This window comes from Polaribacter sp. Q13 (genome assembly GCF_016858305.2).
Classification (GTDB): Bacteria; Bacteroidota; Bacteroidia; order Flavobacteriales; family Flavobacteriaceae; genus Polaribacter.
On record NZ_CP074436.1, the window covers coordinates 2,181,248 to 2,206,253 of the forward strand.

Genomic DNA, 25,006 nt, shown 5'->3' on the forward strand with positions numbered 1-25,006 from the left:
GTATTCTAAGCCTCCTATAAAATCTCTTTAATTATTAGAAAGAGATACAATACCGTCATATTAATTAAAAGATTGCTTCATGCCTCTCAACGACAAAAAACTACATCTTTAAATAAAAATCCTTTGTCAGATTAATATAATCTTCTGTATATTGATGACGTTCAATTTCTATAATTAAACTTTCTTCTTGTATTTCAGTTTCATTAAAAGAAAACTCTAATAAACATCTTTTTACTTCTGATGTTTTATTGCCTTGAACCCTACAAATTCTGTTTAAAAACAATGTCTTTTCTTTTGCTAGGTTGATAAAACCTTCTTCCTCCTTAAAAGGAATAACGACACAAAATTTCCCGTTTTCTGATAATATTTTAGAAACACCAACAATCAACTCTTCAAAAGAAAGAGAAGATGTAAAACGAGCCATATTTCTAGCAGTATCTTCAGTTTCAAAATCAGCTGTATAAAATGGCGGATTCGAAACAATTAAATCATAGGTTTCCTCCTCCTCTGCTATTTCATCTGCAAATTCAGTAAAAGTAGCATTGTAACAATACAAGCGATCTCCCCAATCAGATTCTTCAAAATTAGCTACGGTTTGTTCATAGGCATTTTCATCAACCTCAACAGCATCAATTGTCATGGCGTCAGAACGTTGCGCAATCATTAAAGAAATAACACCAGTTCCAGATCCGATGTCTAAAATTGTATCCGGATACTCATCTACAGAACACCAGGCACCTAATAAAACACCATCAGTACCCACCTTCATAGCCGTTTTATCTTGATGAATGGTAAACTCTTTAAATTTGAATGGTTTCAAAATGTAAATTTCAATTTTTAAGCACCAAATTCCAAAAAATCAGGCTTTATTAATAATTGCAGATAAAATTTTTCTTAATTCGTCGCATTCTTGAATCATTTTTTCGAATTCAGTAGTAAACTCTTGATTCATATCTCTTAAAAGACGTAACCAAAGAATGGACTCTTTTGCTTCTTTTCTAGATATTTTTATATCTAAAAATAAAATCCTTATCTCCAAGCTTTTCATTTGCTTCAATGTAATTCGCTGCAATAGATCCAGAAGACTTAACAAGTTGTCTAATATCCTCATTATTGGAAGTGTTTCTAACCAATTTTTTCAATAGAAACCTGCAATCTCTCGCAAATAAGTATGTTCTTTCTTCTAAATTGTATACTTTTTTCTCCACAACAATTGGAATTTGGAATTTTAAAAATTGAATTTTAAAACCCTTTGTAGAGAGGAAGGGATTCGAACCCTCGGTACCGTTACCAGTACACTACCTTTCCAAGGTAGCTCTTTCGACCACTCAGACACCTCTCTTTATTTTAAGACAAATACAAATCTATCAACCCTTGCGGAGTATCCACTTGAATTGTTTTGTTTTCTCTATCTACTTTTTTAATAAATTCATCTACCATCGGAATAAAAATTTCCGTTCCATCTCTGTCAATTTCAAAAAGAGGTTGTGCAGCTTTGTCATTTATATGAACAATCTGCCCCACTTCTCCAAAATTAGCATCCACAACGGTAAAACCAATTACTTCATGATAGTAAAACTTATCGCCAGTTAATTTTGGCAACATTGTATTTGGTAAATAAACACCACATTTTAAAATAGAATCGGCTTCTTCATCAGAATAAATATCTTCAAACTGAACGCGTAACTGATTCCCTTTATGTAGTGAACTTTTATCAATAAAAAATGGAACCAAGTTTGTCCCGAATTCGACATAAACTGATTCCATTTCTGTGTACAACTCAGGCTCGTCGGTATCTAATTTGATAACCACTTCACCCTTAAAACTATATTTTGTAACGATTTTGCCTAAATAAAAACAATCTTCTTTACGCATCTTCGTATAAATTTATAATTTATTCTGCTGATTTTGCTTGAGCTTCATCAATAGTATCTGGAGCAACTTCTTCTGCTTCAGTTTCTGCTGCTGCTTCTACAACCTCTTCAACAACTGGTTTAGCTGCTTCAATTCTTGCTTCATTAACTGCTTTTTCTGCTGCGAATGCTGCTGCTTTTGCATCAGATTGTGCTTTAGATAAACCAGCTTCTTTATCCGAAATCTTAGTCGCTTTTGCTTCTACCCACGCTGCAAATTTTGCATCTGCTTGCTCTTGAGTTAAAGCACCTTTTCTTACACCACCAGCTAAATGATTCTTTAACATAGCACCTTTGTAAGATAAAATGTTTTTTGCAGTATCAGTTGGTTGTGCACCATTTTGTAACCAAGTTACAGCTAAATCTACATCTAAATCAATAACTGCAGGGTTAACGTTTGGATTGTAAGTACCTATTTTTTCTAAGTATTTACCATCTCTTTTTGCACGAGCATCAGCGGCAACGATCCAATAGAATGGTTTCCCTTTTTTACCGTGTCTTTGTAATCTAATCTTTACAGACATAATTTGTTAATTTGTTAAGGTTCTCGACCTTGATTATTAAAAATCTTACTATCTCGTAGTAAGTGGGCGCAAAAGTACAAAACCTTTTTCAAACTAAAACGCTAAATATCAATATTTTTTAGGGCGTTACCACAAGGGTCGGGCTTTCACTACTCGCTTCCCACAAAAAAATGTGGGAGAGCTCAAACAAACCGCTCAATCCCTAACGCAATCCTCAAATATTTTATTAAAAATTATATTTCCAGAAAAAACTTAACATGTTAAATAATGATAACTTAACACAGCTACTTAATTAAACATTTATTTTTATCTATTAAACCCTTTTTACATGTTTCCCATCCCTAGACCAAATAATAACGGTTATGAAAATTTTGACCTATTTTCTGAAATAAATAATTCAAACATACAATTTTGTGAAGAACATATACTTGAAATAAACGTAAAAAAAAATAGATATATATATTTGCCATCAAACAAAGAAAACTACATCTACGAGATAATACAAGGTGCTGTAAAACTTGGCGGATACTCAGACAATGGAGAAAGTTTTGTTTATGAAGTTTTGCCTCATACAGAGTTTTTTGGTAATTTCAAATATCTTAATGGTCAGTTTCAAGAATACGCAAAAGCAATAGTAGACTGTAAAATTAGAGTATACAATTTAGATTTTTTTAAAGCAACTGTGCTAACAACTCCATTTATTTCTAACTGGTTTATTTCTTATATAGTAAAACGATGGTGTGCTGCAGAAGTAAAATTAAAAAACATTAAAGAAAAACAGATTGAAGAAAGAATAGCTTCTCTTCAAAACCATTATAGTGTGCCTATCGAAGACGCAAATGGCAAACCTTATATTTTATTTAGCCTATTAACAAAACAGGATATGGGTGACCTTATCGGGGTCACCCGTCAAACTGTTGCTTCTATAATACAGAAAGAAAAGCAATTAATTTTTTAAAATCCCTGGAAACAAAATACCACCTTTAGACTTAAAATAAGTAACATCATAGATTTCGTGTTCTAGATAAAAAATTCTATTTATAAGAGTTTTATGCAAAGGGCATATTACTTAAAACCCTTTATAAATTATTATATAGGATAAGTTTGTACAATTTTTTGTTGTAGCGTGCCATCTCCACGCATTTCCATCACAACCTCTTTTTTATCAAAATTAATTTTTAACACCCCAAAACTTTTTGTAGAAATAACTTTACCTACTCTTGCAGGATTGTATTCTTTAGTAAAGTTCTCACTTGCGTGTGTCATTCCACTAGATGTAAAATCAATTAAAGGGTAAGTTAAGCCATTTACTTCTTCTTTAGAAAACTCCGATATATGACGATCTCCAGACAATAGAATAACATTATTAGCTTTTGAAGATACAATTACATCAAGTAGTTTTTTACGTTCTAACGGAAAGTTTGCCCACTTTTCATAAGGATGTTTTTCTGCAATTACCTGCACACTACTTACAATAATATTAAATTTTGCAGATGAATTAACCAACTCACTTTCTAACCAAGCCCATTGTTGTTCACCTAAAATAGTACGATTATCTTGATCACCTTTTACACTTTTTTTGTTAATAATTGTTCTAAAATAACGAGTATCTAACAAAATAATTTTTACAGATCCTTTAGCTGTTTCGATAACTTCAGAATTATACACCCCTTCTCTTTTTCTTCTAGGAGAATTTTTATCAACTCCCAAAAAATTCAACAATAGTTCCTGACTTTTTTCTTTTTTAGGATATTCAGCGCCTGCATCATTGGCTCCAAAATCATGATCATCCCAAGTTCCCAAAACCTTCGTTTCTTTTAAAAGATTTGCATATCCTTTTTGCTTTTTTTGAAGATTATAATCGGCTTCCATTTTATCCATATTCTCCGTGTCTGCATAAATAATATCTCCTCCCCATAACCAAACATCTGGGTTCAATTGAGCAATATCATCCCATAACAGATTCTTTTGATTAGGTTTATTACAAGAGCCAAAAGTAAGTACAAAATCTGCTGTTTTTTCTTTTGTAGACTGCTTAGAATAAGCTTTATCTTCACTTGATTTAGAAGTTGTTTTACAAGACAAAACTGTAAAAACAAGAAGTACTATAATAATTTTTTTCATTTTTTAAACTTTTTATTTAATTATAAATGTTGTGGTTACTGGTAAATGATCACTAATTTCTCTCATTTTTTGCGGTGCAAAAAGCTGAGGTACTTCAGCAGAATTTTCTTTATATTCTTTATACATATTGGTATTCATCAACATATAATCTAACCTTCTTTTTGGGTCATCTGAAGTATGTGTCATTACTATTTTTGGTAATGGATCTATAAATTTTTCTCTCTTTACTTTTTCATTTAGAAATAGATTAATTTCTTCGCTACCTTGTACACTATTAAAATCTCCGACTACTAAAATATTTTTGTTCTTGTCTTCTTTTAAGAATCGCTTATACTGTTGTTTCAGAAAGTTAATCTGCCCTTTTCTCATTGCTATATTTCGTTCTCCTCTACCTGCTTTTAAATGAACTCCGGTAAGTAAAAAATTATAATCTTTAGTAGGATATACTTCTATAGACCACATTCTAGTATTTAAAGTGTTTTGTGTTTCTAATTGTCCTTCTTCATTTTTATACTCTAAAAGTGGAGTTGTTACATTTCCGTATCCATAAATAATACCTAACGGAAACCTACTCATAACCACTACATTCATATACCAACCCTGGCTAGGCACATCTGCAAAATAGGTATACCCCATGTTTGGCAAATTTTCATCAGCAATACTTCTTAAAAATTTTGCACTTTCAAATTCTTGCAATACAACTACATCTGCATCTATTTTCTTTAAAGCAGTTACTAAATTTGCTACTTTATTATACATTAAAGAATCGGGTTTATTTTCCCTTTTAGAATCTATATAAGGATCATTAAAAGAATCTACAAAATGCTCTACGTTCCAAGAAAGGACTTTAAAACTATCTTTTTCAGGAAAAATGTAACCAGAAGGAATTACTTCTCCATTTTCTTTTCCTACATAACTTTTTTCAGAAAAAGAAGCATCTTTTTCTATTAAATTCTTTGAACCTCCGCAGCTTATTAAAATTAAAAAAACTAAAATGTAAATACTATTTTTCATAAATTATACTATTAAAAAAAGGGTTTGACAGAGAAATATCAAACCCTCAAATAAACAAACTATTTTTTTTTAATTAAACGAATACCTTACACCAAACTGCAATCTCCAAGGAGTTCCGTTTATTGGCTCTGTACCAGCACCTGTTTGTATATTGTATTCGTAGCTATTTGTTGTTTGATCAAATCCGTTAATATTCATAAAATTTCTGTTTCCAAAATTATGACTGCGTCCCCACTCTTTATTTAATAAGTTCATAAAGTTAAAAACGTCTGCAGATATTTCTAAAGCATGTTTAGGGTTTAAAAAACTAAACTTCTTTACAAGACGAAGATCTACTGTTGCACTAAAAGGATTTTTCCCTCCGTTTCTTTGTGCAAAACTACCATAACTTTCTTTTAAATAATCTTTAAAACCTTGAGAAGTTTCTGGATCATTTAAAACTTGATTATAACTATCTTTAATATATTGAGGCGTACTTGCATCATTTGGATTAAAAATATATGCAATTTCATTACTTAAATTAAAGTCTCCATTTGCACTTCTATTACCGCCAGATTTAAGAGAATACCTTGTACCTCCTGTCCCCACAATTGTTGCACCTAAGGTAAATCCTTTCCAAGTTGGTGTTGCTCCGTTTACAACAATTTTAGTGTCAAAATGATTATCTGAATAACCATAATTTAAATCTCTTGGATCTCCTTTAACAGGTAAAAAAGTAGACGTATTAGCAACACAACAGTTGTAAGAAGAATTGTCTTTAGAACGATTTACAGTAAAACTTGCATTTACATAACCATCTTTTCCTATTCTAGCAGAACCATCTACCACTAAAGCAAGATTATCTAAAATTCCATCAGAAGTTAACACTAAAGTTCTACCTACTAAATCAGATTTTCTAGACTCCGTCCAGTCTGTATTCCCATTTGAAGAAATTGTGTTTGCAGGTACAAAAACCTCTCTACCTTGTGGCGTTACAAAATAAGGTTCTGCTACTAAATTTGCTTCCTGGTATACATAGTTGTTTTTAGTATGACTAAAAACAGCATTTACTCCTAAACTATATCTATCTCCAAAAAAGTGCGTATAATTTACGTTTGCTTTATAAATAGTTGGTACTTCAAAATCTGGACTGACCGCATTTATAGTAGAAAATGGAGTTACTCCTGCTGGAACACCGGGTGCAGTACTTGGGTCATTTCTATATCCTTCAAAATCTGGTGTTGGTACATTTGCACCTGTAACATCAATAGCTCCTAATAAAGTTCCACTATTTTGAATGTTATTAACTTGTGCATAATAATGGGGTTGAGAAGTAAAGACACCTCCACCAATTTTCAAAATATCAGTATCATTTCCTTCAATATTCCACGTTAATTGAACTCTTGGTTGAATATTATCAAAATCTTCTGGTTTTACATCTGTACGAATTCCTAATTCTTGATCAACTAAAGGATTATATTCTGCATCATCTAAAAATGCTGTTGCATCATAACGGATACCTGCTGCAATATTTAAATTAGGATTTATATCAAATTCTACTTGAGCAAAAAGCGATAAATCTAAAACAGTTTGTTTCACTAAAGAAGATCCCTGTAAAGGTACTTCTCTTGCATATCTAGAAGCGTTTAAGTTTTCGAAATCATCTAAAGAATCAAAGAAAAAACGACCATTTTGCTCATTAGATAATTGCGTTTCTAAGTAGGTAATTAAGTTATCTGTACCAAACGTAAAGTTAAATTTACCTGCGCTAAGATATGTTGTATTTGATATCTGAAGTTGATTTTCTAAATTAGTTTCTGGCGAATAACGTTGTCCTCCTAATTGTACACTTCTACTACTGCTATTACCATTTGGCAAAACAGATTCTACTTGTACAATTGCTCTTGGTATATTTTGTGATGGCAATTCTGAATTAGGTCCAAAAACACGTTCTGCATGTTGGTATTGAACTTTAAACTCATTCGTTACGCTCGATGAAAAAGCAGAACGTAATGACAGAAACATACTATTTTCTTTTGATTCAAAATCAGAATAAGACTCGGCAACTTCTATATTAGAATTATCACTTACACTTAAAGGATTGTCCCATTTATTATATAAGTTTCTAAATGTTAGTCTGTGCTTAGCGTTAATTTGCCAATCTAATCTAAAAAATAAGTTATTTGCTTCTGTTACTCTATCAAATTGCCCTACTTGTTTAGAATCACTTAAACCATATTGATCTCTACCTATTTGTAAAAAACGATTTAAACTTTCTTCTGAAATTTGTAAATTATTTGCATCATTATCACTTTGTATGTTTGCAATAAATTGAGGATCTCCTGCATCTTGTCTTTCATAAACTAAGAAAAAATGCAACTTATCTTTAATTATTGGACCTCCTAAACTAAAACCAGATTGAGAGTTATAAAAATCTGCTTCTCTATCTTGTCCTTGTATGGTATATTGACTTTGAAGGTTATCTGCTCTATGGTAAAAGAAAGCACTTCCCTCAAACTCATTTGTACCCGATTTTGTTACAGAAGTAATTGAACCTCCACCCTGGCGACCTTGACTTACATCATAATCATTTGTAGAAACTTCAAATTCTCTAATGGCTTCTTGAGAAATCGTATAAGGACCTCTACCAACCTCGCCAGCTGTTAAAGTGTTTCTAAAATTAACACCATCGATAGTTACATTTGTAGACGTACTTCTTTGACCTCCTAAATTTAGACTTCCGGCTCCTTGCAACGGAGACAAACTAGTAAGTCTTGTGAAATTTCTTCCTTCAGATGGTAAGTTTTTAATTTGAACTTCTCCAATTTTTGTTGAAGCTCCCATTTGCTGAATACGTTTTGTTAAACCATTAGAAGAAATAACAATCTCATCTAAAGAAGTAGCAGATTCTTGTAATACAAAATCAACAGTTAATGCATCATTTAAGTTTAATAAAAAACCTTTTTGAGCTAATTCTGTAAAACCTAAATATTTTGCAGTTACAGAATAAGGACCTCCTAAAGGTAATTGTTGAATTTTGTACCTTCCAGTTTCACTAGTTGTTGCTCCAGAACTAAATCCTGTAGAAGTATTTTTAACAATTACGGTAGCGCCCATTAAAGGCTCTCCACTTTTGTCTGTTATTATTCCTTTTACGGTTGCATTTGTTGCTTGCCCCAAAGATTGATGAATGTTAAAAAATAATAGCCCAAAAGTAATCATCATACTAATGGTTAAGCGATTTTTTACTACTGATAATTTCATAAGTTAGATTAGTTTTAATAAGCACCAAAACTATACTTAGCAAGACAATCATTAATGTTAAGTATTAACATTGATTTAGATTTAATCTTAATTTAAACGTTTCTTAATATTGAAAAAAGCGATTATAGCCATCATCTTTTAGCATAAAACACTCATTAAACTTATACAAATCAACAAGTATTTATCAAATTTTAGAGTTGAAAACATTTCTTAATATTTAAACAATAGTATATGAGTTAAAATCTAAATCTTATGCACTAAAGACAAAGCCTGTTGTTTTCTAATTTTGTACCAGATGTGAAACAATACACATCTTAAAATAATCTATTGAAATTTAAAATGAAAACGATAGTATGAAGTACACAGAAAAAATTTCGAACAAATTAAACGAATTATTAGAAAAAAATTATGATGCCGAAAAAGGGTATTTAAACGCTGCAGAAAATGTAGATAACCCTAAATTAAAAATTTTCTTTAAAAAGAGAGCTAGCGAGAGAAGTCAGTTTGCAAAAGAACTTAGAACAGAAATTTTATCTTATGGGCAAATACCAGAAGATAATGGCACATTAAAAGGAGCGGCGCATAGAAACTGGATGACATTAAAATCATTATTTAGCTCAAATGATGAAGAGGCAATTTTAGAAGAAACCATTAGAGGAGAAAGAACTAGTTTAGAAGAATATACTGAAATTCTAGATAAAGATAATGAATTTGCACCATCAACTAGAAAGATGATAGAAATGCAGAAACAGAAAATTCAAGGTGCCGTTAATTTATTAATGGTAAAAGAAGAATTAGCCTAAAATAAAACATTAGTAAACTTAAAACTAATTTCACATAACACTATAAAAAGTCAATCCTTTATTGGATTGGCTTTTTATTTAATTTTCAAAATCATCGATTACAAACGAGTACAATTATTAGCCGCATAATGCAATTAAAATAAACCTGAGCATCTATATGAGATTTCTCTCTACATTCAAAATGACAAACTAAATGATTCTTCCGCGTGAAGGATAGTAGCCTTTCGACTTCGCTCAAGATTAATTCCAAGCCCACAGTGAGGTACGAACGAGGACTTGCAACGGATAGCCTGACCATTTTTAAAACAAAAACTTAATGCTACTATCTAAATGATTTTAAAAATGGGCACGCCCAAAAACATACGCAAGCTTACTTTCGTTTACGCTTAGTGTAATCAAATACTAATTTCTGGTATGATACTCGTTAACAATCAGCACTAATCTAAGAGAAAATTTGTTGATAAAAGAAAACAACTCATCCATCATTTGTAAGAACAAATTTCTATTTTTACATGTTCTTTTAAACAGTTAAACGCTTCAACATTTACACAGATTTATGTACTTAATTTTTGATACTGAAACTACCGGTTTACCAAAAAGTTGGAATGCTCCAATGACAGACACAGACAACTGGCCAAGGTGTATACAGATTGCTTGGCAGCTGCATGATGAGATGGGGAAAGTGTTAGAACACAACGATTTTCTAATACAACCAGACAACTTTAATATTCCGTATGATGCAGAAAGAATTCACGGAATTTCTACGGAATTAGCCGCAGAACAAGGAATTTCTTTAAACGAAGGTTTGGTTTTGTTTAACGAAGCATTGGCAAAAACGAAGTTTATTGTTGGTCAGAATTTAAATTTCGATTTAAATATTATGGGATGTGAATTCCATAGATTAGGTATAGAAAGTAATTTAACCTCACTCCCTATTCTGGATACGTGTACCGAAAAAACGGCTACTATGTGTCAGATTCCTGGTGGTCGTGGTGGTAAATTTAAATTACCAACGTTAACGGAATTGCACAATCATTTATTTGGAGTTGGTTTTGGCGAAGCACACAACGCAACTGCCGATGTGGAGGCAACCACTCGTTGTTTTCTAGAACTAATTCGTTTAAGAGAATATACCAAAGAGCAATTAGATGTAGATGATGATTATTTTAAAAATTATTCTGAAGCAAACCCAAAACCAATTGAGGTAATTGGTTTAAAACACATCAATCTAAAAAAGGAAAGCGAAATAATTCGTAAACGTTTAGAGAAATTAAAAGGCGTTAAAGAAACTAAATCTACTTCTGAAGGTTTAGCCGAATTAGAAAATGTTCAATTTTCGCACTTACATAATCATACGCAATATTCTGTTTTACAAAGTACCATGCAATTGGGTAATATTGTAAAAGCCGCAGCAAAAGACAATATGCCTGCGGTTGCTATGACAGATACAGCGAATATGATGGGTGCTTTTCACTTTGTGAATGCTGTTTTAAGTCATAATAAAAACGCAGAAACTCCCATGAAGCCAATTATTGGTTGTGAGTTTAATATCTGTGAAGATCATAAAAATAAATCGCAAAAAGACAACGGTTATCAGGTTGTTTTACTAGCAAAAAATAAAAACGGGTATCACAATTTAGCAAAAATGTCTTCTGCTGCATTTGTAGATGGTTTTTACTATGTTCCTAGAATTGATAGAGCACTCGTAGAACAATACAAAGAAGACATTATTGTTTTAACAGGGAATTTATATGGTGAAGTACCTAGTAAAATTCTAAATTTAGGAGAGAAACAAGCTGAAGAAGCGTTAATTTGGTGGAAAGAACAATTTAACGACGATTTGTATATCGAGTTGATGCGTCATGATCAGGAAGACGAAAGAATTGTAAACGAAACTTTGCTAAAGTTTTCTAAAAAGCATGAGGTAAAAATTATTGCCACTAACAACACCTTCTATTTAGAGAAGAAAGATGCAAATGCACATGATATTTTATTGTGTGTAAAAGATGGCGAAAAGCAAGCTACTCCTATTGGTAAAGGACGTGGTTATAGATATGGTTTACCAAACCAAGAGTATTATTTTAAGTCTACCGACGAAATGAAAAAGTTGTTTGCTGATATTCCTGAAGCAATTAGCAACATTCAAGAAATTGTAGATAAAATTGAAATTTTTACGCTTGCAAGAGATGTACTATTACCTGCTTTTAATATTGGTGATGAATTTAAAGATCCGGAAGATGAAAAAGATAACGGAAAACGTGGAGAGAATAACTTCCTAAAACATTTAACTTTTGAAGGTGCTAAAAAACGATATGGAGAAATTACAGAATCCATTAAAGAACGTTTAGATTTTGAGTTAGAAGTTATTGAAAAAACAGGATATCCAGGATACTTCTTAATTGTAGAAGATTTTATTAGAGCAGCAAGAAAAATGGATGTTGCCGTTGGTCCCGGGCGTGGTTCTGCGGCAGGTTCTGTAGTTGCCTACTGTCTGTGGATTACAAATATTGACCCAATTAAATACGATTTACTTTTTGAGCGTTTCTTAAATCCAGAACGTGTATCCATGCCCGATATTGATATTGATTTTGATGATGAAGGTCGTGGGCGTGTAATGGATTATGTAATTGATAAATATGGTGCAAACCAAGTAGCACAAATTATTACGTACGGTACCATGGCTGCAAAATCTTCTATTAGAGATACTGCCAGAGTTTTAGATTTACCACTTTTTGAAGCCGATAGAATTGCCAAATTAATTCCGGGAATTAAGCTGAAAAATATTTTTGGCGATGATGCAAAAAGTAAAGGTAAAGTTGATGGTTTACGTGCAGAAGAAAAAGTACTTGTAGAAGAATTAAAACAAATGTCTTACGGAACCGATTTGGTTTCCGAAACGATAAATAAAGCAACAATATTAGAAGGTTCTGTTAGAAATACCGGAATTCATGCCTGTGGTGTAATTATTACTCCTGGAGATATTACCAACTACGTACCTGTTGCTTTGGCAAAGGATTCCGACATGTACGTTACCCAATTTGATAACTCTGTAGTAGAAACTGCAGGTTTATTGAAAATGGATTTCTTGGGATTAAAAACGCTAACTTTAATTAAAGACACCGTTAAAATTGTAAAAGCAAGACATGGCATCACACTAGATCCAGAGAATTTTTCTTTAGAAGATGTAAAAACGTATGAATTATTCCAAAGAGGAGAAACCGTTGGTGTTTTCCAGTATGAATCTCCCGGAATGCAAAAACACATGCGCTCTTTAAAACCAACCGTATTTGCCGATTTAATAGCAATGAACGCCTTGTACAGACCTGGACCAATGGAATACATTCCGTCTTTTATTAATAGAAAACATGGAACCGAAGATATAGAATACGATTTACCTGCCATGGAAGAATATTTGGCAGAGACCTACGGAATTACAGTTTACCAAGAGCAGGTAATGCTTTTATCGCAAAAATTGGCAGATTTCACCAAAGGTGAAGCCGATGTTTTACGTAAAGCAATGGGTAAAAAACAGATTGCGGTGCTAGATAAAATGAAACCAAAATTTGTGGAACAAGCTGCAGCTAAAGGTCATGATCCAGAAAAATTAGAGAAAATCTGGAAAGACTGGGAAGCCTTTGCAAGTTATGCCTTTAACAAATCTCACTCTACCTGTTATGCTTGGATAGCATATCAAACAGCGTATTTAAAAGCGCATTATCCGGCCGAGTATATGGCTTCTGTACTTTCCAATAATATGAACGATATTAAATCGGTTTCTTTCTTTATGGAAGAATGTAAACGAATGGAATTACAAGTTTTTGGTCCGGATTTAAATGAATCATATTTAAAATTCTCCGTAAATAATGAAGGTGCTGTCCGTTTTGGAATGGCAGCCGTAAAAGGTGTTGGTGCCGGAGCCGTGAGAGCTATTATTAAAGAACGAGAAGAAAATGGAAATTACAACTCAATTTTTGATTTATCTAAACGTGTAGATTTAAGAGCTGCCAATAAAAAATCTTTTGATAGTTTGATAAAAGCAGGTGCTTTCGATTCTTTTACAGATACACACCGAGCTCAATATTTTGCCACAGATGAAAAAGGAATGACCTTTTTAGAGCGCGCCATGAAGTTTGGGCATAAATATCAAGAAAACGAAAACTCTGCGCAAGTTTCTATGTTTGGCGAAGCTTCTACCGTTCAATTTCCAGAACCCGATATTCCAGAATGTGAAACTTGGGGAACCATGGAGTTATTACAACAAGAAAAAGAAGTTATTGGAATATATATTTCTGCACATCCTTTAGATGATTTTAAAAACGAAATAAAATTTTGCAACGCATCTTTAAAATACTTTAAAGCAGATCTTGCAAAGTTTGTAAACATGAATTTAGCTTTTGCAGGAATTGTTACCGATGTACAACACAGAGTTTCTAAAGCCGGTAAAGGTTGGGCAATGTTTACCGTTGAAGATTATGGAGATAGTAATGAATTTAGAATTTTTGGGGAAGATTACCTAAGAATGCAACATTTCTTAGTACCTAATCAGTTTTTATTTATACGTACAACCGTACAACCTGGTTGGACCAATAAAGAAACAGGAGTTGTTGGCGAACCAAGACTAAAGTTTCTAGAAATGAAATTGTTACATGATATTATGGATGAACTCTGTAAAAAAGTAACCATTCAACTTCCTTTAAGTGAAATTAAAGAAGAATCTATTTCCACTTTAGAAAACATATTAAAAAAGACACCTGGTAAACAAAATTTAAATTTCACTATTTGGGACGAAAAGGAAAAACTAGAAATTAGTTTACCTAGTAGAAATACAAAAGTTCATATTACCAACGAGTTGTTAGCTGATTTAGATAAACAACAAATTGCTTATAAATTGAATTGATTCTAATTAACAGAAAAAAACAAAAACAAGCACGATAAAAAAATATTAATGCTTAATTTTGTTTAATCTTTTAAAAAATAAATGAAACAAAATAAAAATGGTACTTGGGTAAGTTGGAACGAGAATCTAACTCACAATTACAAATCGCTTTATAAAATTACTTCTGAAAAAGAATTACAAGAAGTAATTGCTAATTCAGAAAAAATTAGAGTTTTTGGAAACAAACAATCCTCTGCAGATATTGCTTCTGGTGTAGCTACTTTAATTGATATTAGAACTTATAATAAAATTATATCTTCTAATGATACTGAACATACAATTACAGTTCAATCTGGTGTAATTCTAGGCGATTTATTAGAAGCCGTAGAAGCAAAAGGTTGGTGCATTCCTTGTTTACCAGATATTAACACCATTACTATTGGTGGTGCTTTGGCAACAGGAACTCACGGAACAAGCGGAAAACTATTATCTGAATATATTACAAAATGTACTCTTATTTTGGCTGATGGTTCTGTGAAAACCATAACAGAAAAAGACAAATTAATTGATGCCGTTAGAGTTTCTTTAGGAGTTTTAGGGGTACTTTCTGAAATCACTTTTCAATGTGAACCTATCTATACTTTACATGTAAAAGAAGCTCCGGAAGACGATAGTGTTTGGTTGCCTAAAATCAATGAACGCCTAAAAAAACATGATTTTCTAAGAATCTTATGGCTTCCTCATACCGATAAAGGGTATGTGATTACAGGTGACAAAATAGACCCAAACACAGAAATTATAGAAGATTTGGGTCCTAAATATTTAAAACATAGAAGAACTGCCTCTAAAATATTATACAAATACACACATGTTTTTCCTTGGATAACAGCCATTGCAAATAAACTTTTATACAGAGGTTTTTTTAGTTCAACAAAAGAACATAAAGGTTCTTTATACCAAGCTACGGTTACAAAATCTAGAGGTTCTACTTTAGAATTGGCAGAATGGACCATTGGTTTAGATGTTTTTCCTACAGTTTTTGAAGAACTAAAAACAGAAATTAATAAATGGAGTAATAAATCTTTTATCCATATTCCTATGGATGTTCGTTTTGTTTATAAAGATAAAACCTGGTTGAGTTATGCATACGGTAAAGATACGGTTACTATGGGATGTGTGTCTAGAAACGCCGCTACAGCAGATACCTATGAAGCTTTTAAAAGTATTGAAAAAATATTCTTAAAACACGGAGGAAAACCGCATTGGGCAAAACGTTTTACAGCTAAAGATGCAGAGCTTTCTAAAGTATATTCCAAATGGGAAGATTTTAAATTTTTAAGAAGAGAATTAGATCCAACAAATAAATTTTTAAACCCGTATTTAACGGAAATATTCAACGAAAAAACAACCAATTAATGGTATTACCTAAAGGATTTTTATTTGATTTTGATGGCGTAATTGTAGATAGTTTTGAGAGTCATTATTCTGCTTGGACTTCTGCTTTTAAAGAATTATTTAACCAAGAAATAGCTCCGTTTCCTAAATTCAACGCAGGAAAATCTCCCATGATTATTGCCGAATATTTTTGTGCTGTAATTGGTAAAGAGGCACAAACGGAAGAATTGTATTTTTTAAAAGACGAACACATAAAAACACGTTTTAAAGTTCCTAAATTATTACCTGGAGTTAGAGAATTTACAACACTTTTAACCAAAGAAAAAATTCCTTACGGAATTGCTAGTAACGCAACAAAACAGTTTTTAAAAAATAGTGTTCATCATTTAGATTTAAACTTTACTACTGTTTTTGGCGTGCAAGACTATGTAAAACCAAAACCTGCACCAGAAGCTTATATTCTATTGGCAGAAACCTTAGGTTTTAAAGAAGAAGATTTTAAAGATATTTGGGTTTTTGAAGACAGCTTAACCGGCACAAAAGCGGCAAAAGCTGCAGGAATGGTTGCAATTGGAATTACTACACAATATACAGAAGAGGAATTAAAAGAAGCAGGAAGTATTTTGGTTTTTCCTACTTTGTTAGAAGCTTTTCATTATTTAACAAATTAGCCTTATTTTAATTTTAAAATCAGTGATAAAAATTCACACACTGTTCTTTATAAGTGAAACTAGTTTTTAAGAAGTACAAGTGTTGTCATAGCTCTCAAATCATTAACATTAACCGTTTTTAGAGGAACTAAAAAGGATAAATTGTTAGTAGCCATTATATCTTCAAGTAATGTACGCGTTAATAAAAAACGCTCTGATAAATCAGGTAATTTAGCAATTCCTGTAGGAGTCATTTTAACGAATTTTTCTATTCCAATATCTGAGGTCATTCTAATAAACAATGTCCCTTTTGGTTTTAAAACACGCACTAGTTCTGAAAACATATCCTCAAAATGTGCTGTATTCTTTGCAAAATGTAATACTGCATTACAAATTATATGTTGAAAAGATTCCGATGTAAATGGTAAATTTTCTACATTAGAAACACTAAAGTTTTCTTTTTTATTTGGATATAATTCTTTTGCTACATTAAGTCTCTCTGCATCATTATCGACACCATAAAAAGTATAAGCATTTTCATAAAACCATTTTAAATTTCTGCCGCTTCCACAACCTGCATCCAAAATTTTATCAGCCTTATTATAACGTCCTTTTGTAATTTGATCTAAAAGATAAATATCTATGTTTGCTATTTGATCTAAACAATTATTTGTTGACATATTTATTATGTTTTCCGTAAATCAATAAGTATTATTATTTTTATAGAGAAAAATTAAGCTGTAACTTCTCTAAAAAGCGTTTCTAAATTTTTATTCTGAGTATTTAAACTAAGGATTTTTAAACCATTTTCTTGGGCAAAATCGAATACTTTTGGTCGCATATCTTCTTCACTTTCAAAAGTGATAAACCAAGTATAGTCGTAATTATTTTTATAAGAAACCACGTTTGCTAATCTTTTTATAAATTGCTCTTCAACCTTATAATCAAAAGTAACTGCTATAATTTGTTGGTTATTTTCTTTGAGATCCTCTAGTTTTTTATCAATTAAAAGTTCTCCTTTTTTTATGATGATGACACGATCGCAAACGGCTTCTACTTCTTGCATAATATGTGTAGAAAACAAAACCGTTTTGTCTTTTCCTAATTCTTTAATCAACGCTCTTATTTCTACTAATTGATTAGGATCTAAACCTGTTGTTGGTTCATCTAAAATTAACACTTTTGGGTTGTGCAAAATAGCTGCGGCTAAACCAACTCTTTGTTGATATCCTTTAGATAATTGACTTATTTTTTTGTGCGCCTCAGTTGTTAGTCCAACTTTTTCAATACACGCTTCTATTTGGCTTTTATCAACCTTAAAAATAGCAGCATTAAATTGTAAATATTCACGCACATACATCTCTTTATACAAAGGGTTGTGCTCTGGCAAATACCCAATTGTTTTTTGTGCTTCTAATGGATTATCCAAAACATTTATTTCATCAACAAAAACTTCACCTTCATGGGGTTTTATAAACCCCGAAAGTATTTTCATCATAGTAGATTTCCCTGCTCCATTTGGACCTAAAAAACCAATTATCTGGCCTTTATCCGCAGAAAAAGAAACGTTATTTAATGCTTTTTGCGTTTTATAAATTTTAGAAACCGATGTTACTTTAATAGACATTGTGTGCGTGTAGTTTACTTACTTTAAATAACGAACCTATTTTTAAATTAGTTTATAAAAAATAACAAGAGTATCTTTAGTTTTTAAAAATTACATTTTTTAACTTTTGTTTCAATTTTTTCTTTATATCTACAGGATAAGAACGTTCTCCCATAAATATATCTGTCATTGCTTCACAAAAACGATCTCCATACTTTTTCATTAAAAAATGTCTTACTTTTTCATTTTCATAGAAAAGTTTAGATAAGTACACTCCTGTTTTTAATTCTGGAATTAAAACCTTGTTTAATTTTGTATCGTATAATTCTTCGGCCAACTTACTTTCTAATTTACTTTCTATGATTGCGTCTGCAGCAATAACACCAGAAAGAATTGCATTAGAGATTCCTTCAGCGGTTATAGGATCTGCAAATCCTGCTGCATCCCCTACTAAAAAAACATTTTTTCTAAAAAACCCATCTGTTCTAGGTGAAACTGGTATTTGAAAACCATGAAAAGCTTCGCTAACCACTTCGTTAATTCCTAAAGTTACTAAGTATTCTTTATAATGCTTTTTTAAATCTAATTTTGTTCTTTTGGTAGAGGCTACACCAATAGACAAGTGGTTTTCTTTTGGAAAACTCCATCCATATCCTAAAGGAACCGCATCAAAATCGAAACGAACTTCTTTAGATAGTCTATCAAAATCTTCTTTACTAACCTCTACTTCATATTCTAAAGCAGGTATTAAATGTCTAGTTTCTTCCCAACCTGCTAACTTTGCGGTTGTACTTAACGCTCCGTCTGCAGCAATTACAAACTTAACTTCTACATCTTCTTTAGAAGTTTGTAATGTAATTTTATCTTCAAAAAGTATATTCTTTAATTTATGGTCTTGTAATAATACAATGCCTGCTTTTTTTGCTTTTTCAACAATAAAGTTATCAAAATCATCGCGCATGATCATGCTAATAATAGGTTCTTCTCTTTCTGATGTTAAATGAATACCAGCTTTATCAAAATAAATGTCAATTTTCTTAAACTCTCTTTCTACAACAGAACTAATATCAAAAGGCATATTTCTTCTTCCTCTATAGACAAAACCTCCACCGCAAGTTTTATATCTTGGTAACACTTCTTTTTCTATTAAAACAACAGAAACTCCATTTTCTGCTAATTTTAAAGCTGCCGAAGCTCCAGAAGGTCCACTACCAATTACTGCTACATCAAATTTTCTCATTATACTTAACTCCTTTTAAAATTTTATGAATACAAATAATAATAAATAACTCAGAATTATAATTTTGAATTTATTGACAAGATCACATAACTTCATTAATTATTATCTTGCAAAGATATTGTTTCTTATTTTAAATTTAGGCTATAAAAAAAGCCCAATAAATTGAGCTTTTTTATTTAAAGATTTAATTACAATTGATATTTTACTCTAAGACTTACAAATCTTGGTAAAATAAAAGTTTCATTAATTGTAAAAGCAATATTAGTTGTATTTACAGATGCTCTAGAACCAGAAGCTAAAAGATTACTTCCTACTAACTCATATTCCCATTTTGCATCTTTACCTTTTCTGTATGAAAAAGAAGCATCTAAACTTTTAAACGAATTTGCAACTACTCCATCTTGTTTTACTTCGTTGTAAGAAAAATCTGATCGAATAGTTAACGAGTTCCAAACATATGCATCAAAACTAATAGAAGGTGCATTTGTAATACCTTTTACAACGGCTTCTCTAGCACTATTATCTTGATCTGAAAAACTTAATTTATACCCCAATGATACATTTGGTGCTTTGTTAAAGTTTGTACTAACACTTGCGTTATAACCCTGAGAAAATAATTTATTGGTATTAAAAGCATTATTTAAAGACTGGTATGTTTTACTGTAACCTAAATTAGCTCCTAAAGATGTTTTAATCTTATTAAACGTTTTACCAACTCTTGCAGAACCTGTAAAACTCTCATTATCAAAAGGTGAATTTAATGAAGTACTTGTAGAAACTACAGATCCTGGCTCAAAAATTATGTTTGAGTTAATTTGATCTATCGTTTTTTTGTAATTAAGCCTCGCAAATACGTTTGTGTAATTAAATAAATTAAAGCTAGAATAATTTAAGTTCACATTATGCAAATGTGCATTGTCTAACTCGTGATTACCATAATAAAAAGAATTATAACTATTTGCTACAATACCTCTAGCAAGTTTATTTACATCTGTAAAATTAACTTCTTGTTTATAAGAAAATTGTAAAGATTCACTTTGTTTAAATTGTGCTATTATAGATAATTCTGGAAAGAATTTTTGAAATTGATCTTTAAAAATTTCTGTTTCGTATTGTGTATTTTTAACATCATACGCATGCAATGTAAAACCTGGAGTAAAAGTAAATATACCTGCTTTTAAACGATACCTTAATCCTGCATAAAGATCAGAAAAACCGTACTCTGTATCGTTTGTAAACGCTCTAGCATCTTCCTCTGGAATAGTTCCGGTTGGAATAGATTCACTTCCATCATCTAAAATTTGGAAAAATTTAGAATCAAAATTTTGCTTACTTTGTATGGTACCAACTACAAAATTTAAGTTACTCTTATCATTTAAAATATTATAATAATCTAATTTTACATCTAATTGATTCGATTTTACACGTCTGTCTTGTTCTAATGTGTACAATAAGTTACTTGAACTTGGTTCTTTATCTAAACCTAAAGTTTCCGCTTCATCTACATAGCTATCTTTTTCTAAAGAAGCAACATAAAACGGATCTTCATCTTGTAATAAATGTTTCGCTTCTAAGGCAAAGATATTTTTTTCATTTGCCGTATAGAAATAACTAAAATTTTGATTGATGGTATAAGGTGTAGCGTTCTCTTTTTCTGTAATATTACTTAAAACATCCGATGCAACATCATCTGTTCTATATTCGTTTGTAAAACGCCCGATTAAATCATAATTAAATTGCTTTCTTGCATTCTGCTTATAATCTGCACTAAATTTAAACAAACCTGTATTACTTGTTTGGTCTGTTGTACTCTCTGTATTCTCATCTGGTGTAAGAGGATCTATATAATCTGTAGCTACATTATTTTGTTGTCCGTTGCTATTACTAGAAAAAATTAAAAACCCACTTAAATCTAGTTTAGCATTTGGTGAATAACTAAAATTCATAGCCGTTAACTTAGTCTCTATTCTGTTTGCATTTCTAGCATTTGCAGTTAAAAAACCAATACCAGCACTCGCTAAACTTAAATTTGTTCCGTTAGACGGACTTTGACTTCTAAAACCACCGCTAAAACTTCTAATATCTCCTCTATCTAAAACAACTTCTCCCATATTGTTAACATCACCAATAACGTTAATGGTGTATTTTGGAGAGTAATAAAATAATTTTGGTTGTAATAAATATAAGGTTTCATCTGGCGCATTTCCTGCTCCAGCAGTTATATCTCCAAACCAGAAATTCTTTTTCCCTTCTTTTAGTTTAATATTTATAGCAACTCTATCTTCATTGTTTTGTACACCACTAAGCTGACTAACATCTGCGTAATTTCTTAAAACTTCTATTTTATCTAAAGCATTAGAAGGAATATTTTTAGCAGCCAGTTTTGTATCTCCATCAAAGAAATCTTTACCGTCTATCATTACTTTTTCTACTGTTTTACCTTCTACTTCAATTTCTCCATTATCATTAATTTCTACACCTGGTAATTTCTTTAAAACATCTTCTAGTTTTCTTTCTGAACCATTTTGAAAAGAATCTGCATTATAAACAATGGTATCTCCTTTTACCGTAACAGGCATTTTAGAAACAATATTTATACCATCTAAAGCATTATCAAAAGCTAACATAACATTTGTAACAATTTCTGCTGACTTTGTTTCTATTGTAAAATCGGAAGATTTCATACCTACGTAACTAATTTTCAACAAAATAGTTGCGTTTTTATCTACATTTAATTTATAAAAACCCTTGGTATCTGTAAAACCATAAGAAGCAATTTTATTAGTAACCTTATTAATAGCTAATACATTTGCCATTTCTAAAGGTTCTCCAACACTATCTTTAACAACTCCTGTTAATTTTACCTGAGCGTTGGTAAAAAGCGAAACCATAAAAACGGTTAGTAGTAGTAATTTTTTCATTTTTGTGTAATTATTCCTTTATTGTTTAATGAAATCCGCCTCCACGATTACCACCTCTACCTCTATTTTGAAAATTTTGTCTTAGCTCTTCCATTTTCTTTGTAACAGTTTTGGTATATTTTTCTCTAGTAATTTTTTTTCCTTTTGATGGAGCTTCAATAGAAGCCTTTTCTGAAGGATTTAATACTATTTCTGTACATAAAATAGTGGTAGCTCCTTCATTTATTTCTAAAATTAAACCCGGCAATCCCCAATATGCTCCAGGACCATTACTAACAGGAATCTGTGGTGTATACCAAGCTGTAACTAAAATTTGTTTTACTTCTTTTTCTTCTTTATTATCCTCAGAATTGGGTCTTCTAAAATTAGAAAAATCTAAAGGGTTTGCATCTTTAAGTAATGTTGCTTTATAACAAAGGTAACTACCTATTTGTTTAGTTTCTCCGCCTAACTCCCATTGTGGTTGCTCCATTTCGTCAGAAATTAAAAACTTTTTACCAAAAAATTCGGTAGACTCTAAAGCTTTTTTTTCTTTAGTATTTTTATATTTTGTTCCTCCACTAGAAAAACCTCCAAACCTCGGACCTCTTCCTCCTCCACCTGCTGTTGGTGCCTCTAACTTTGCATCTTCTTTATAAAGAGACGAGCTTTTATCAAAATTTAAAATAAAGGTTTTTTCTAATTGAGATTTCATTCTTTCTTGAAGCTGTTTTTTTCTTGCTTCAGAAAGTTGTTCTCCACCTCGTGCAAAGTTGTCTAAGTTTACAGAGGTTTTAGACATATAAATAGCCTTCCCTTGAAAATCTTTTTGCCCAAAAGTAATAATTGAAACAAGTGTTAGAATAAGTGTAAATAATGATTTCATCTGTAAAATTTTAATTTTTGTAAAATAAATCCAATTATAATTATTAAGACTTAAAAAAAACCTAAAAGTTTAATTGTAATAATAAATGTTTTTTTATAGACATTAGAAATTTGGTTATAAATTAGATTGTTAACCTATTCTATTTATAATTTTTACTATTTTAGCATCACTTTTAATCTTATTAGAATATAATTTATGCACGTTGCAATTGCAGGAAATATTGGCGCAGGTAAAACCACGCTAACCAAATTATTAGCCAAACATTATAAATGGAAACCTCATTTTGAGTCTGTGGATGAAAATCCGTATTTAGACGATTTTTATACAGAAATGGAACGTTGGTCTTTTAACCTTCAGGTCTATTTTTTAAATAGTCGTTTTCGTCAGATTTTAGAATTGAGAGAATCTGGTAAAAATATTATTCAGGATAGAACCATTTATGAAGATGCACATATTTTTGCTCCAAATTTACATGCAATGGGTTTAATGACTAATAGAGACTATGGTAATTATAGTTCTTTATTTGAATTAATGGAAAACTTGGTAACACCACCAGACTTATTAATATACTTACGTGCAGATATTTCTACCTTAGTGGGTCAAATTCATAAACGTGGTAGAGATTATGAAAACTCTATAAGTATCGATTATTTAAGTAGGTTAAATGAGCGTTATGAAGCTTGGATATCTACCTATACAAAAGGAAAATTACTTATAATTGATGTTGATAATTTAGATTTTGTTGATAACCAAGAAGATTTAGGTTATATTATAGATAGGATAGATGCTCAAATAAATGGGCTATTTTAGAAATACAGAATTTCAGATTTCTTTTTTAAAAGGAATGTTAATTTAACAGAAACCCTAGCTAAAGAAAGCCTTGTAAAACTTATATAAATAGAAAAGAGACCGTTTTCACGGTCTCTTGTTTTTGTGATAAATCACAACTATGATAGTACGTCTCCCAACGTTCTATCAAATCTTATAGAAAATTAATCGATTACTTCAATTTGATTGTCTACTATATCTTTAATCGGAATAATTACTTTTCCTTTTTCGGTGATTAATACCACGCATATATTATCTATTAAACCAACAGTTCCTTCTAAACCATTAATAATAACTTTATCTCCTTCTTTAATATTTTTTCTAGTATAATAACCAAATAATAATCTTTTAATTACATCTCTAGAACCTAGCCCAAATGCAATGGTAAATGATGCTAGAATTGCTCCTAGAATTATAGAAAGATTACTTGTAATTAAATCTGTATTAACACCTGCTTGGTTTAATGCTGTTACGGTAACTACAATAGCAATTAAATAAAAGGCAATATTACCAACTAAATTACCTCCGGTTAACTCTAAAGATTTAAACATAGCGGTTAAAGCTTTTTTAACCAAATTAGCTACATAAATACCCACTGCAAAAATAACAAGTGCACTAATTAGTCTTGGTAGGTACCCAATTAAATTACTTAATTGTTCAGAAACCATTCTTAAACCTAATAATTCTGAGCCAACTATTATAAAGATTAAAATTAAAACCCACTTAATAGCTGTAATAATTATTTTTGTTGGTTGAATTTTTAAAGAAGACTCTCCAAAAATTTCATCTACATGTAGTTTTTCTGGTAAGTTATCTATTTTGGTATAGCCTAAGGCTTTTTTTATAATATATAACAGAAATTTTATTAATAACCAACCTATTATTAAAAAGCCAATTCCTTTTAATAATTGCGGTAAAAAATCAGTAAAATTAGTCCAAAGTGTTTCTAGAAAACTAAAATCTACATCAGATTTTAGCGCAAGTAGTAATTTATTTGTCATTAT

Annotated in this window: 20 protein-coding genes and 1 tRNA gene; 6 read left to right on the forward strand and 15 right to left on the reverse strand. The window is 31.1% G+C overall.

Translation table 11 applies throughout. The features are described 5' to 3' along the window. Positions 1 to 100 precede the first annotated feature (100 nt). From JOP69_RS09235 to JOP69_RS09255, 6 genes are all read right to left on the reverse strand, one after another. A complete protein-coding gene (locus JOP69_RS09235; RefSeq protein WP_252191229.1) occupies positions 101 to 823 on the reverse strand; it encodes a tRNA1(Val) (adenine(37)-N6)-methyltransferase in 723 nt (240 codons plus the stop codon). Between the two features lie 36 nt (positions 824 to 859). Then, complete coding sequence (locus JOP69_RS09240; RefSeq protein ID WP_203394199.1) at positions 860 to 1,048, reverse strand: four helix bundle protein; 189 nt, start codon at positions 1,046 to 1,048, stop codon at positions 860 to 862. Next, positions 999 to 1,208, reverse strand: a complete 210-nt coding sequence (locus JOP69_RS18815; protein WP_368378382.1) for a four helix bundle protein — start codon at positions 1,206 to 1,208, stop codon at positions 999 to 1,001. Before JOP69_RS18815 ends, JOP69_RS09240 begins: the two co-directional genes overlap by 50 nt. 47 nt (positions 1,209 to 1,255) lie before the next feature. Continuing rightward, a tRNA-Ser gene (locus JOP69_RS09245) sits at positions 1,256 to 1,342 on the reverse strand. Positions 1,343 to 1,347: 5 nt separating this feature from the next. After that, positions 1,348 to 1,875, reverse strand: a complete 528-nt coding sequence (gene rimM, locus JOP69_RS09250; RefSeq protein ID WP_203394200.1) for a ribosome maturation factor RimM — start codon at positions 1,873 to 1,875, stop codon at positions 1,348 to 1,350. 19 nt (positions 1,876 to 1,894) lie between these two features. After that, a complete protein-coding gene (locus tag JOP69_RS09255) occupies positions 1,895 to 2,437 on the reverse strand; it encodes a 30S ribosomal protein S16 (RefSeq protein WP_203394201.1) in 543 nt (180 codons plus the stop codon). A gap of 328 nt (positions 2,438 to 2,765) precedes the next feature. On the opposite strand from JOP69_RS09255, the gene JOP69_RS09260 reads away from it, so the two are divergent. Then, complete coding sequence (locus tag JOP69_RS09260; RefSeq protein WP_203394202.1) at positions 2,766 to 3,395, forward strand: Crp/Fnr family transcriptional regulator; 630 nt, start codon at positions 2,766 to 2,768, stop codon at positions 3,393 to 3,395. 131 nt (positions 3,396 to 3,526) lie between these two features. On the opposite strand, the gene JOP69_RS09265 is transcribed toward JOP69_RS09260, so the two are convergent. The 3 genes from JOP69_RS09265 to JOP69_RS09275 all read right to left on the reverse strand — a co-directional run bounded on the left by JOP69_RS09265 (position 3,527) and on the right by JOP69_RS09275 (position 8,818). Further along, positions 3,527 to 4,561, reverse strand: coding sequence for an alkaline phosphatase D family protein (locus JOP69_RS09265; RefSeq protein ID WP_203394203.1), 1,035 nt, complete (start codon positions 4,559 to 4,561; stop codon positions 3,527 to 3,529). A 12-nt stretch (positions 4,562 to 4,573) separates the two neighbouring features. Continuing rightward, the gene (locus JOP69_RS09270; RefSeq protein ID WP_252191218.1) at positions 4,574 to 5,575 is read right to left on the reverse strand and encodes an endonuclease/exonuclease/phosphatase family protein; all 1,002 of its coding nucleotides are present in this window, start codon (positions 5,573 to 5,575) and stop codon (positions 4,574 to 4,576) included. Positions 5,576 to 5,644: 69 nt separating this feature from the next. After that, positions 5,645 to 8,818, reverse strand: coding sequence for a TonB-dependent receptor (locus tag JOP69_RS09275; RefSeq protein ID WP_203394204.1), 3,174 nt, complete (start codon positions 8,816 to 8,818; stop codon positions 5,645 to 5,647). Positions 8,819 to 9,171: 353 nt separating this feature from the next. Between JOP69_RS09275 and JOP69_RS09280 the strand changes: the two genes are divergently transcribed. The 4 genes from JOP69_RS09280 to JOP69_RS09295 all read left to right on the forward strand — a co-directional run bounded on the left by JOP69_RS09280 (position 9,172) and on the right by JOP69_RS09295 (position 16,563). Continuing rightward, the gene (locus JOP69_RS09280; RefSeq protein WP_203394205.1) at positions 9,172 to 9,621 is read left to right on the forward strand and encodes a PA2169 family four-helix-bundle protein; all 450 of its coding nucleotides are present in this window, start codon (positions 9,172 to 9,174) and stop codon (positions 9,619 to 9,621) included. Positions 9,622 to 10,177: 556 nt separating this feature from the next. Next, positions 10,178 to 14,518 carry a DNA polymerase III subunit alpha gene (gene dnaE, locus JOP69_RS09285; protein WP_203394206.1) on the forward strand — a complete coding sequence of 1,447 codons (4,341 nt, stop codon included), beginning with the start codon at positions 10,178 to 10,180 and terminating at the stop codon, positions 14,516 to 14,518. 81 nt (positions 14,519 to 14,599) lie between these two features. Continuing rightward, a complete protein-coding gene (locus JOP69_RS09290) occupies positions 14,600 to 15,913 on the forward strand; it encodes a D-arabinono-1,4-lactone oxidase (protein WP_203394207.1) in 1,314 nt (437 codons plus the stop codon). Beyond that, positions 15,913 to 16,563 (forward strand): HAD family phosphatase, encoded by a 651-nt coding sequence (locus JOP69_RS09295; RefSeq protein ID WP_203394208.1) that lies wholly within the window; start codon positions 15,913 to 15,915, stop codon positions 16,561 to 16,563. Before JOP69_RS09290 ends, JOP69_RS09295 begins: the two co-directional genes overlap by 1 nt. 59 nt (positions 16,564 to 16,622) lie before the next feature. Here JOP69_RS09295 and JOP69_RS09300 read toward each other — a convergent pair whose 3' ends face one another. The 5 genes from JOP69_RS09300 to JOP69_RS09320 all read right to left on the reverse strand — a co-directional run bounded on the left by JOP69_RS09300 (position 16,623) and on the right by JOP69_RS09320 (position 23,174). Next, on the reverse strand, positions 16,623 to 17,222 hold the full coding sequence (locus tag JOP69_RS09300; RefSeq protein ID WP_203394209.1) for a class I SAM-dependent methyltransferase: 600 nt from the start codon (positions 17,220 to 17,222) through the stop codon (positions 16,623 to 16,625). A gap of 53 nt (positions 17,223 to 17,275) precedes the next feature. Then, a complete protein-coding gene (gene gldA / locus JOP69_RS09305; protein ID WP_203394210.1) occupies positions 17,276 to 18,169 on the reverse strand; it encodes a gliding motility-associated ABC transporter ATP-binding subunit GldA in 894 nt (297 codons plus the stop codon). Between the two features lie 76 nt (positions 18,170 to 18,245). Continuing rightward, positions 18,246 to 19,388 carry a geranylgeranyl reductase family protein gene (locus JOP69_RS09310; RefSeq protein WP_203394211.1) on the reverse strand — a complete coding sequence of 381 codons (1,143 nt, stop codon included), beginning with the start codon at positions 19,386 to 19,388 and terminating at the stop codon, positions 18,246 to 18,248. 188 nt (positions 19,389 to 19,576) lie between these two features. After that, entirely contained in the window at positions 19,577 to 22,309 is a 2,733-nt protein-coding gene (locus JOP69_RS09315) for an outer membrane beta-barrel protein (protein ID WP_203394212.1), read from the reverse strand. A 25-nt stretch (positions 22,310 to 22,334) separates the two neighbouring features. Beyond that, on the reverse strand, positions 22,335 to 23,174 hold the full coding sequence (locus JOP69_RS09320; RefSeq protein ID WP_203394213.1) for a GLPGLI family protein: 840 nt from the start codon (positions 23,172 to 23,174) through the stop codon (positions 22,335 to 22,337). A gap of 195 nt (positions 23,175 to 23,369) precedes the next feature. Between JOP69_RS09320 and JOP69_RS09325 the strand changes: the two genes are divergently transcribed. Continuing rightward, entirely contained in the window at positions 23,370 to 23,984 is a 615-nt protein-coding gene (locus JOP69_RS09325; RefSeq protein ID WP_158839063.1) for a deoxynucleoside kinase, read from the forward strand. A gap of 182 nt (positions 23,985 to 24,166) precedes the next feature. Here JOP69_RS09325 and JOP69_RS09330 read toward each other — a convergent pair whose 3' ends face one another. Next, complete coding sequence (locus JOP69_RS09330) at positions 24,167 to 25,003, reverse strand: small-conductance mechanosensitive channel (RefSeq protein WP_203394214.1); 837 nt, start codon at positions 25,001 to 25,003, stop codon at positions 24,167 to 24,169. Between the last annotated feature and the right edge of the window lie 3 nt (positions 25,004 to 25,006).

Bases quoted from the DNA above. Each gene is read 5' to 3' on its own strand.
- JOP69_RS09240 (WP_203394199.1), bottom strand. From the start codon at position 1,048: ATGAAAAGCTTGGAGATAAGGATTTTATTTTTAGATATAAAAATATCT.
- rimM (WP_203394200.1), bottom strand. From the start codon at position 1,875: ATGCGTAAAGAAGATTGTTTTTATTTAGGCAAAATCGTTACAAAATAT.
- JOP69_RS09255 (WP_203394201.1), bottom strand. From the start codon at position 2,437: ATGTCTGTAAAGATTAGATTACAAAGACACGGTAAAAAAGGGAAACCA.
- JOP69_RS09260 (WP_203394202.1), top strand. From the start codon at position 2,766: ATGTTTCCCATCCCTAGACCAAATAATAACGGTTATGAAAATTTTGAC.
- JOP69_RS09265 (WP_203394203.1), bottom strand. From the start codon at position 4,561: ATGAAAAAAATTATTATAGTACTTCTTGTTTTTACAGTTTTGTCTTGT.
- JOP69_RS09270 (WP_252191218.1), bottom strand. From the start codon at position 5,575: ATGAAAAATAGTATTTACATTTTAGTTTTTTTAATTTTAATAAGCTGC.
- JOP69_RS09275 (WP_203394204.1), bottom strand. From the start codon at position 8,818: ATGAAATTATCAGTAGTAAAAAATCGCTTAACCATTAGTATGATGATT.
- JOP69_RS09280 (WP_203394205.1), top strand. From the start codon at position 9,172: ATGAAGTACACAGAAAAAATTTCGAACAAATTAAACGAATTATTAGAA.
- dnaE (WP_203394206.1), top strand. From the start codon at position 10,178: ATGTACTTAATTTTTGATACTGAAACTACCGGTTTACCAAAAAGTTGG.
- JOP69_RS09290 (WP_203394207.1), top strand. From the start codon at position 14,600: ATGAAACAAAATAAAAATGGTACTTGGGTAAGTTGGAACGAGAATCTA.
- JOP69_RS09295 (WP_203394208.1), top strand. From the start codon at position 15,913: ATGGTATTACCTAAAGGATTTTTATTTGATTTTGATGGCGTAATTGTA.
- JOP69_RS09300 (WP_203394209.1), bottom strand. From the start codon at position 17,222: ATGTCAACAAATAATTGTTTAGATCAAATAGCAAACATAGATATTTAT.
- gldA (WP_203394210.1), bottom strand. From the start codon at position 18,169: ATGTCTATTAAAGTAACATCGGTTTCTAAAATTTATAAAACGCAAAAA.
- JOP69_RS09310 (WP_203394211.1), bottom strand. From the start codon at position 19,388: ATGAGAAAATTTGATGTAGCAGTAATTGGTAGTGGACCTTCTGGAGCT.
- JOP69_RS09315 (WP_203394212.1), bottom strand. From the start codon at position 22,309: ATGAAAAAATTACTACTACTAACCGTTTTTATGGTTTCGCTTTTTACC.
- JOP69_RS09320 (WP_203394213.1), bottom strand. From the start codon at position 23,174: ATGAAATCATTATTTACACTTATTCTAACACTTGTTTCAATTATTACT.
- JOP69_RS09325 (WP_158839063.1), top strand. From the start codon at position 23,370: ATGCACGTTGCAATTGCAGGAAATATTGGCGCAGGTAAAACCACGCTA.
- JOP69_RS09330 (WP_203394214.1), bottom strand. From the start codon at position 25,003: ATGACAAATAAATTACTACTTGCGCTAAAATCTGATGTAGATTTTAGT.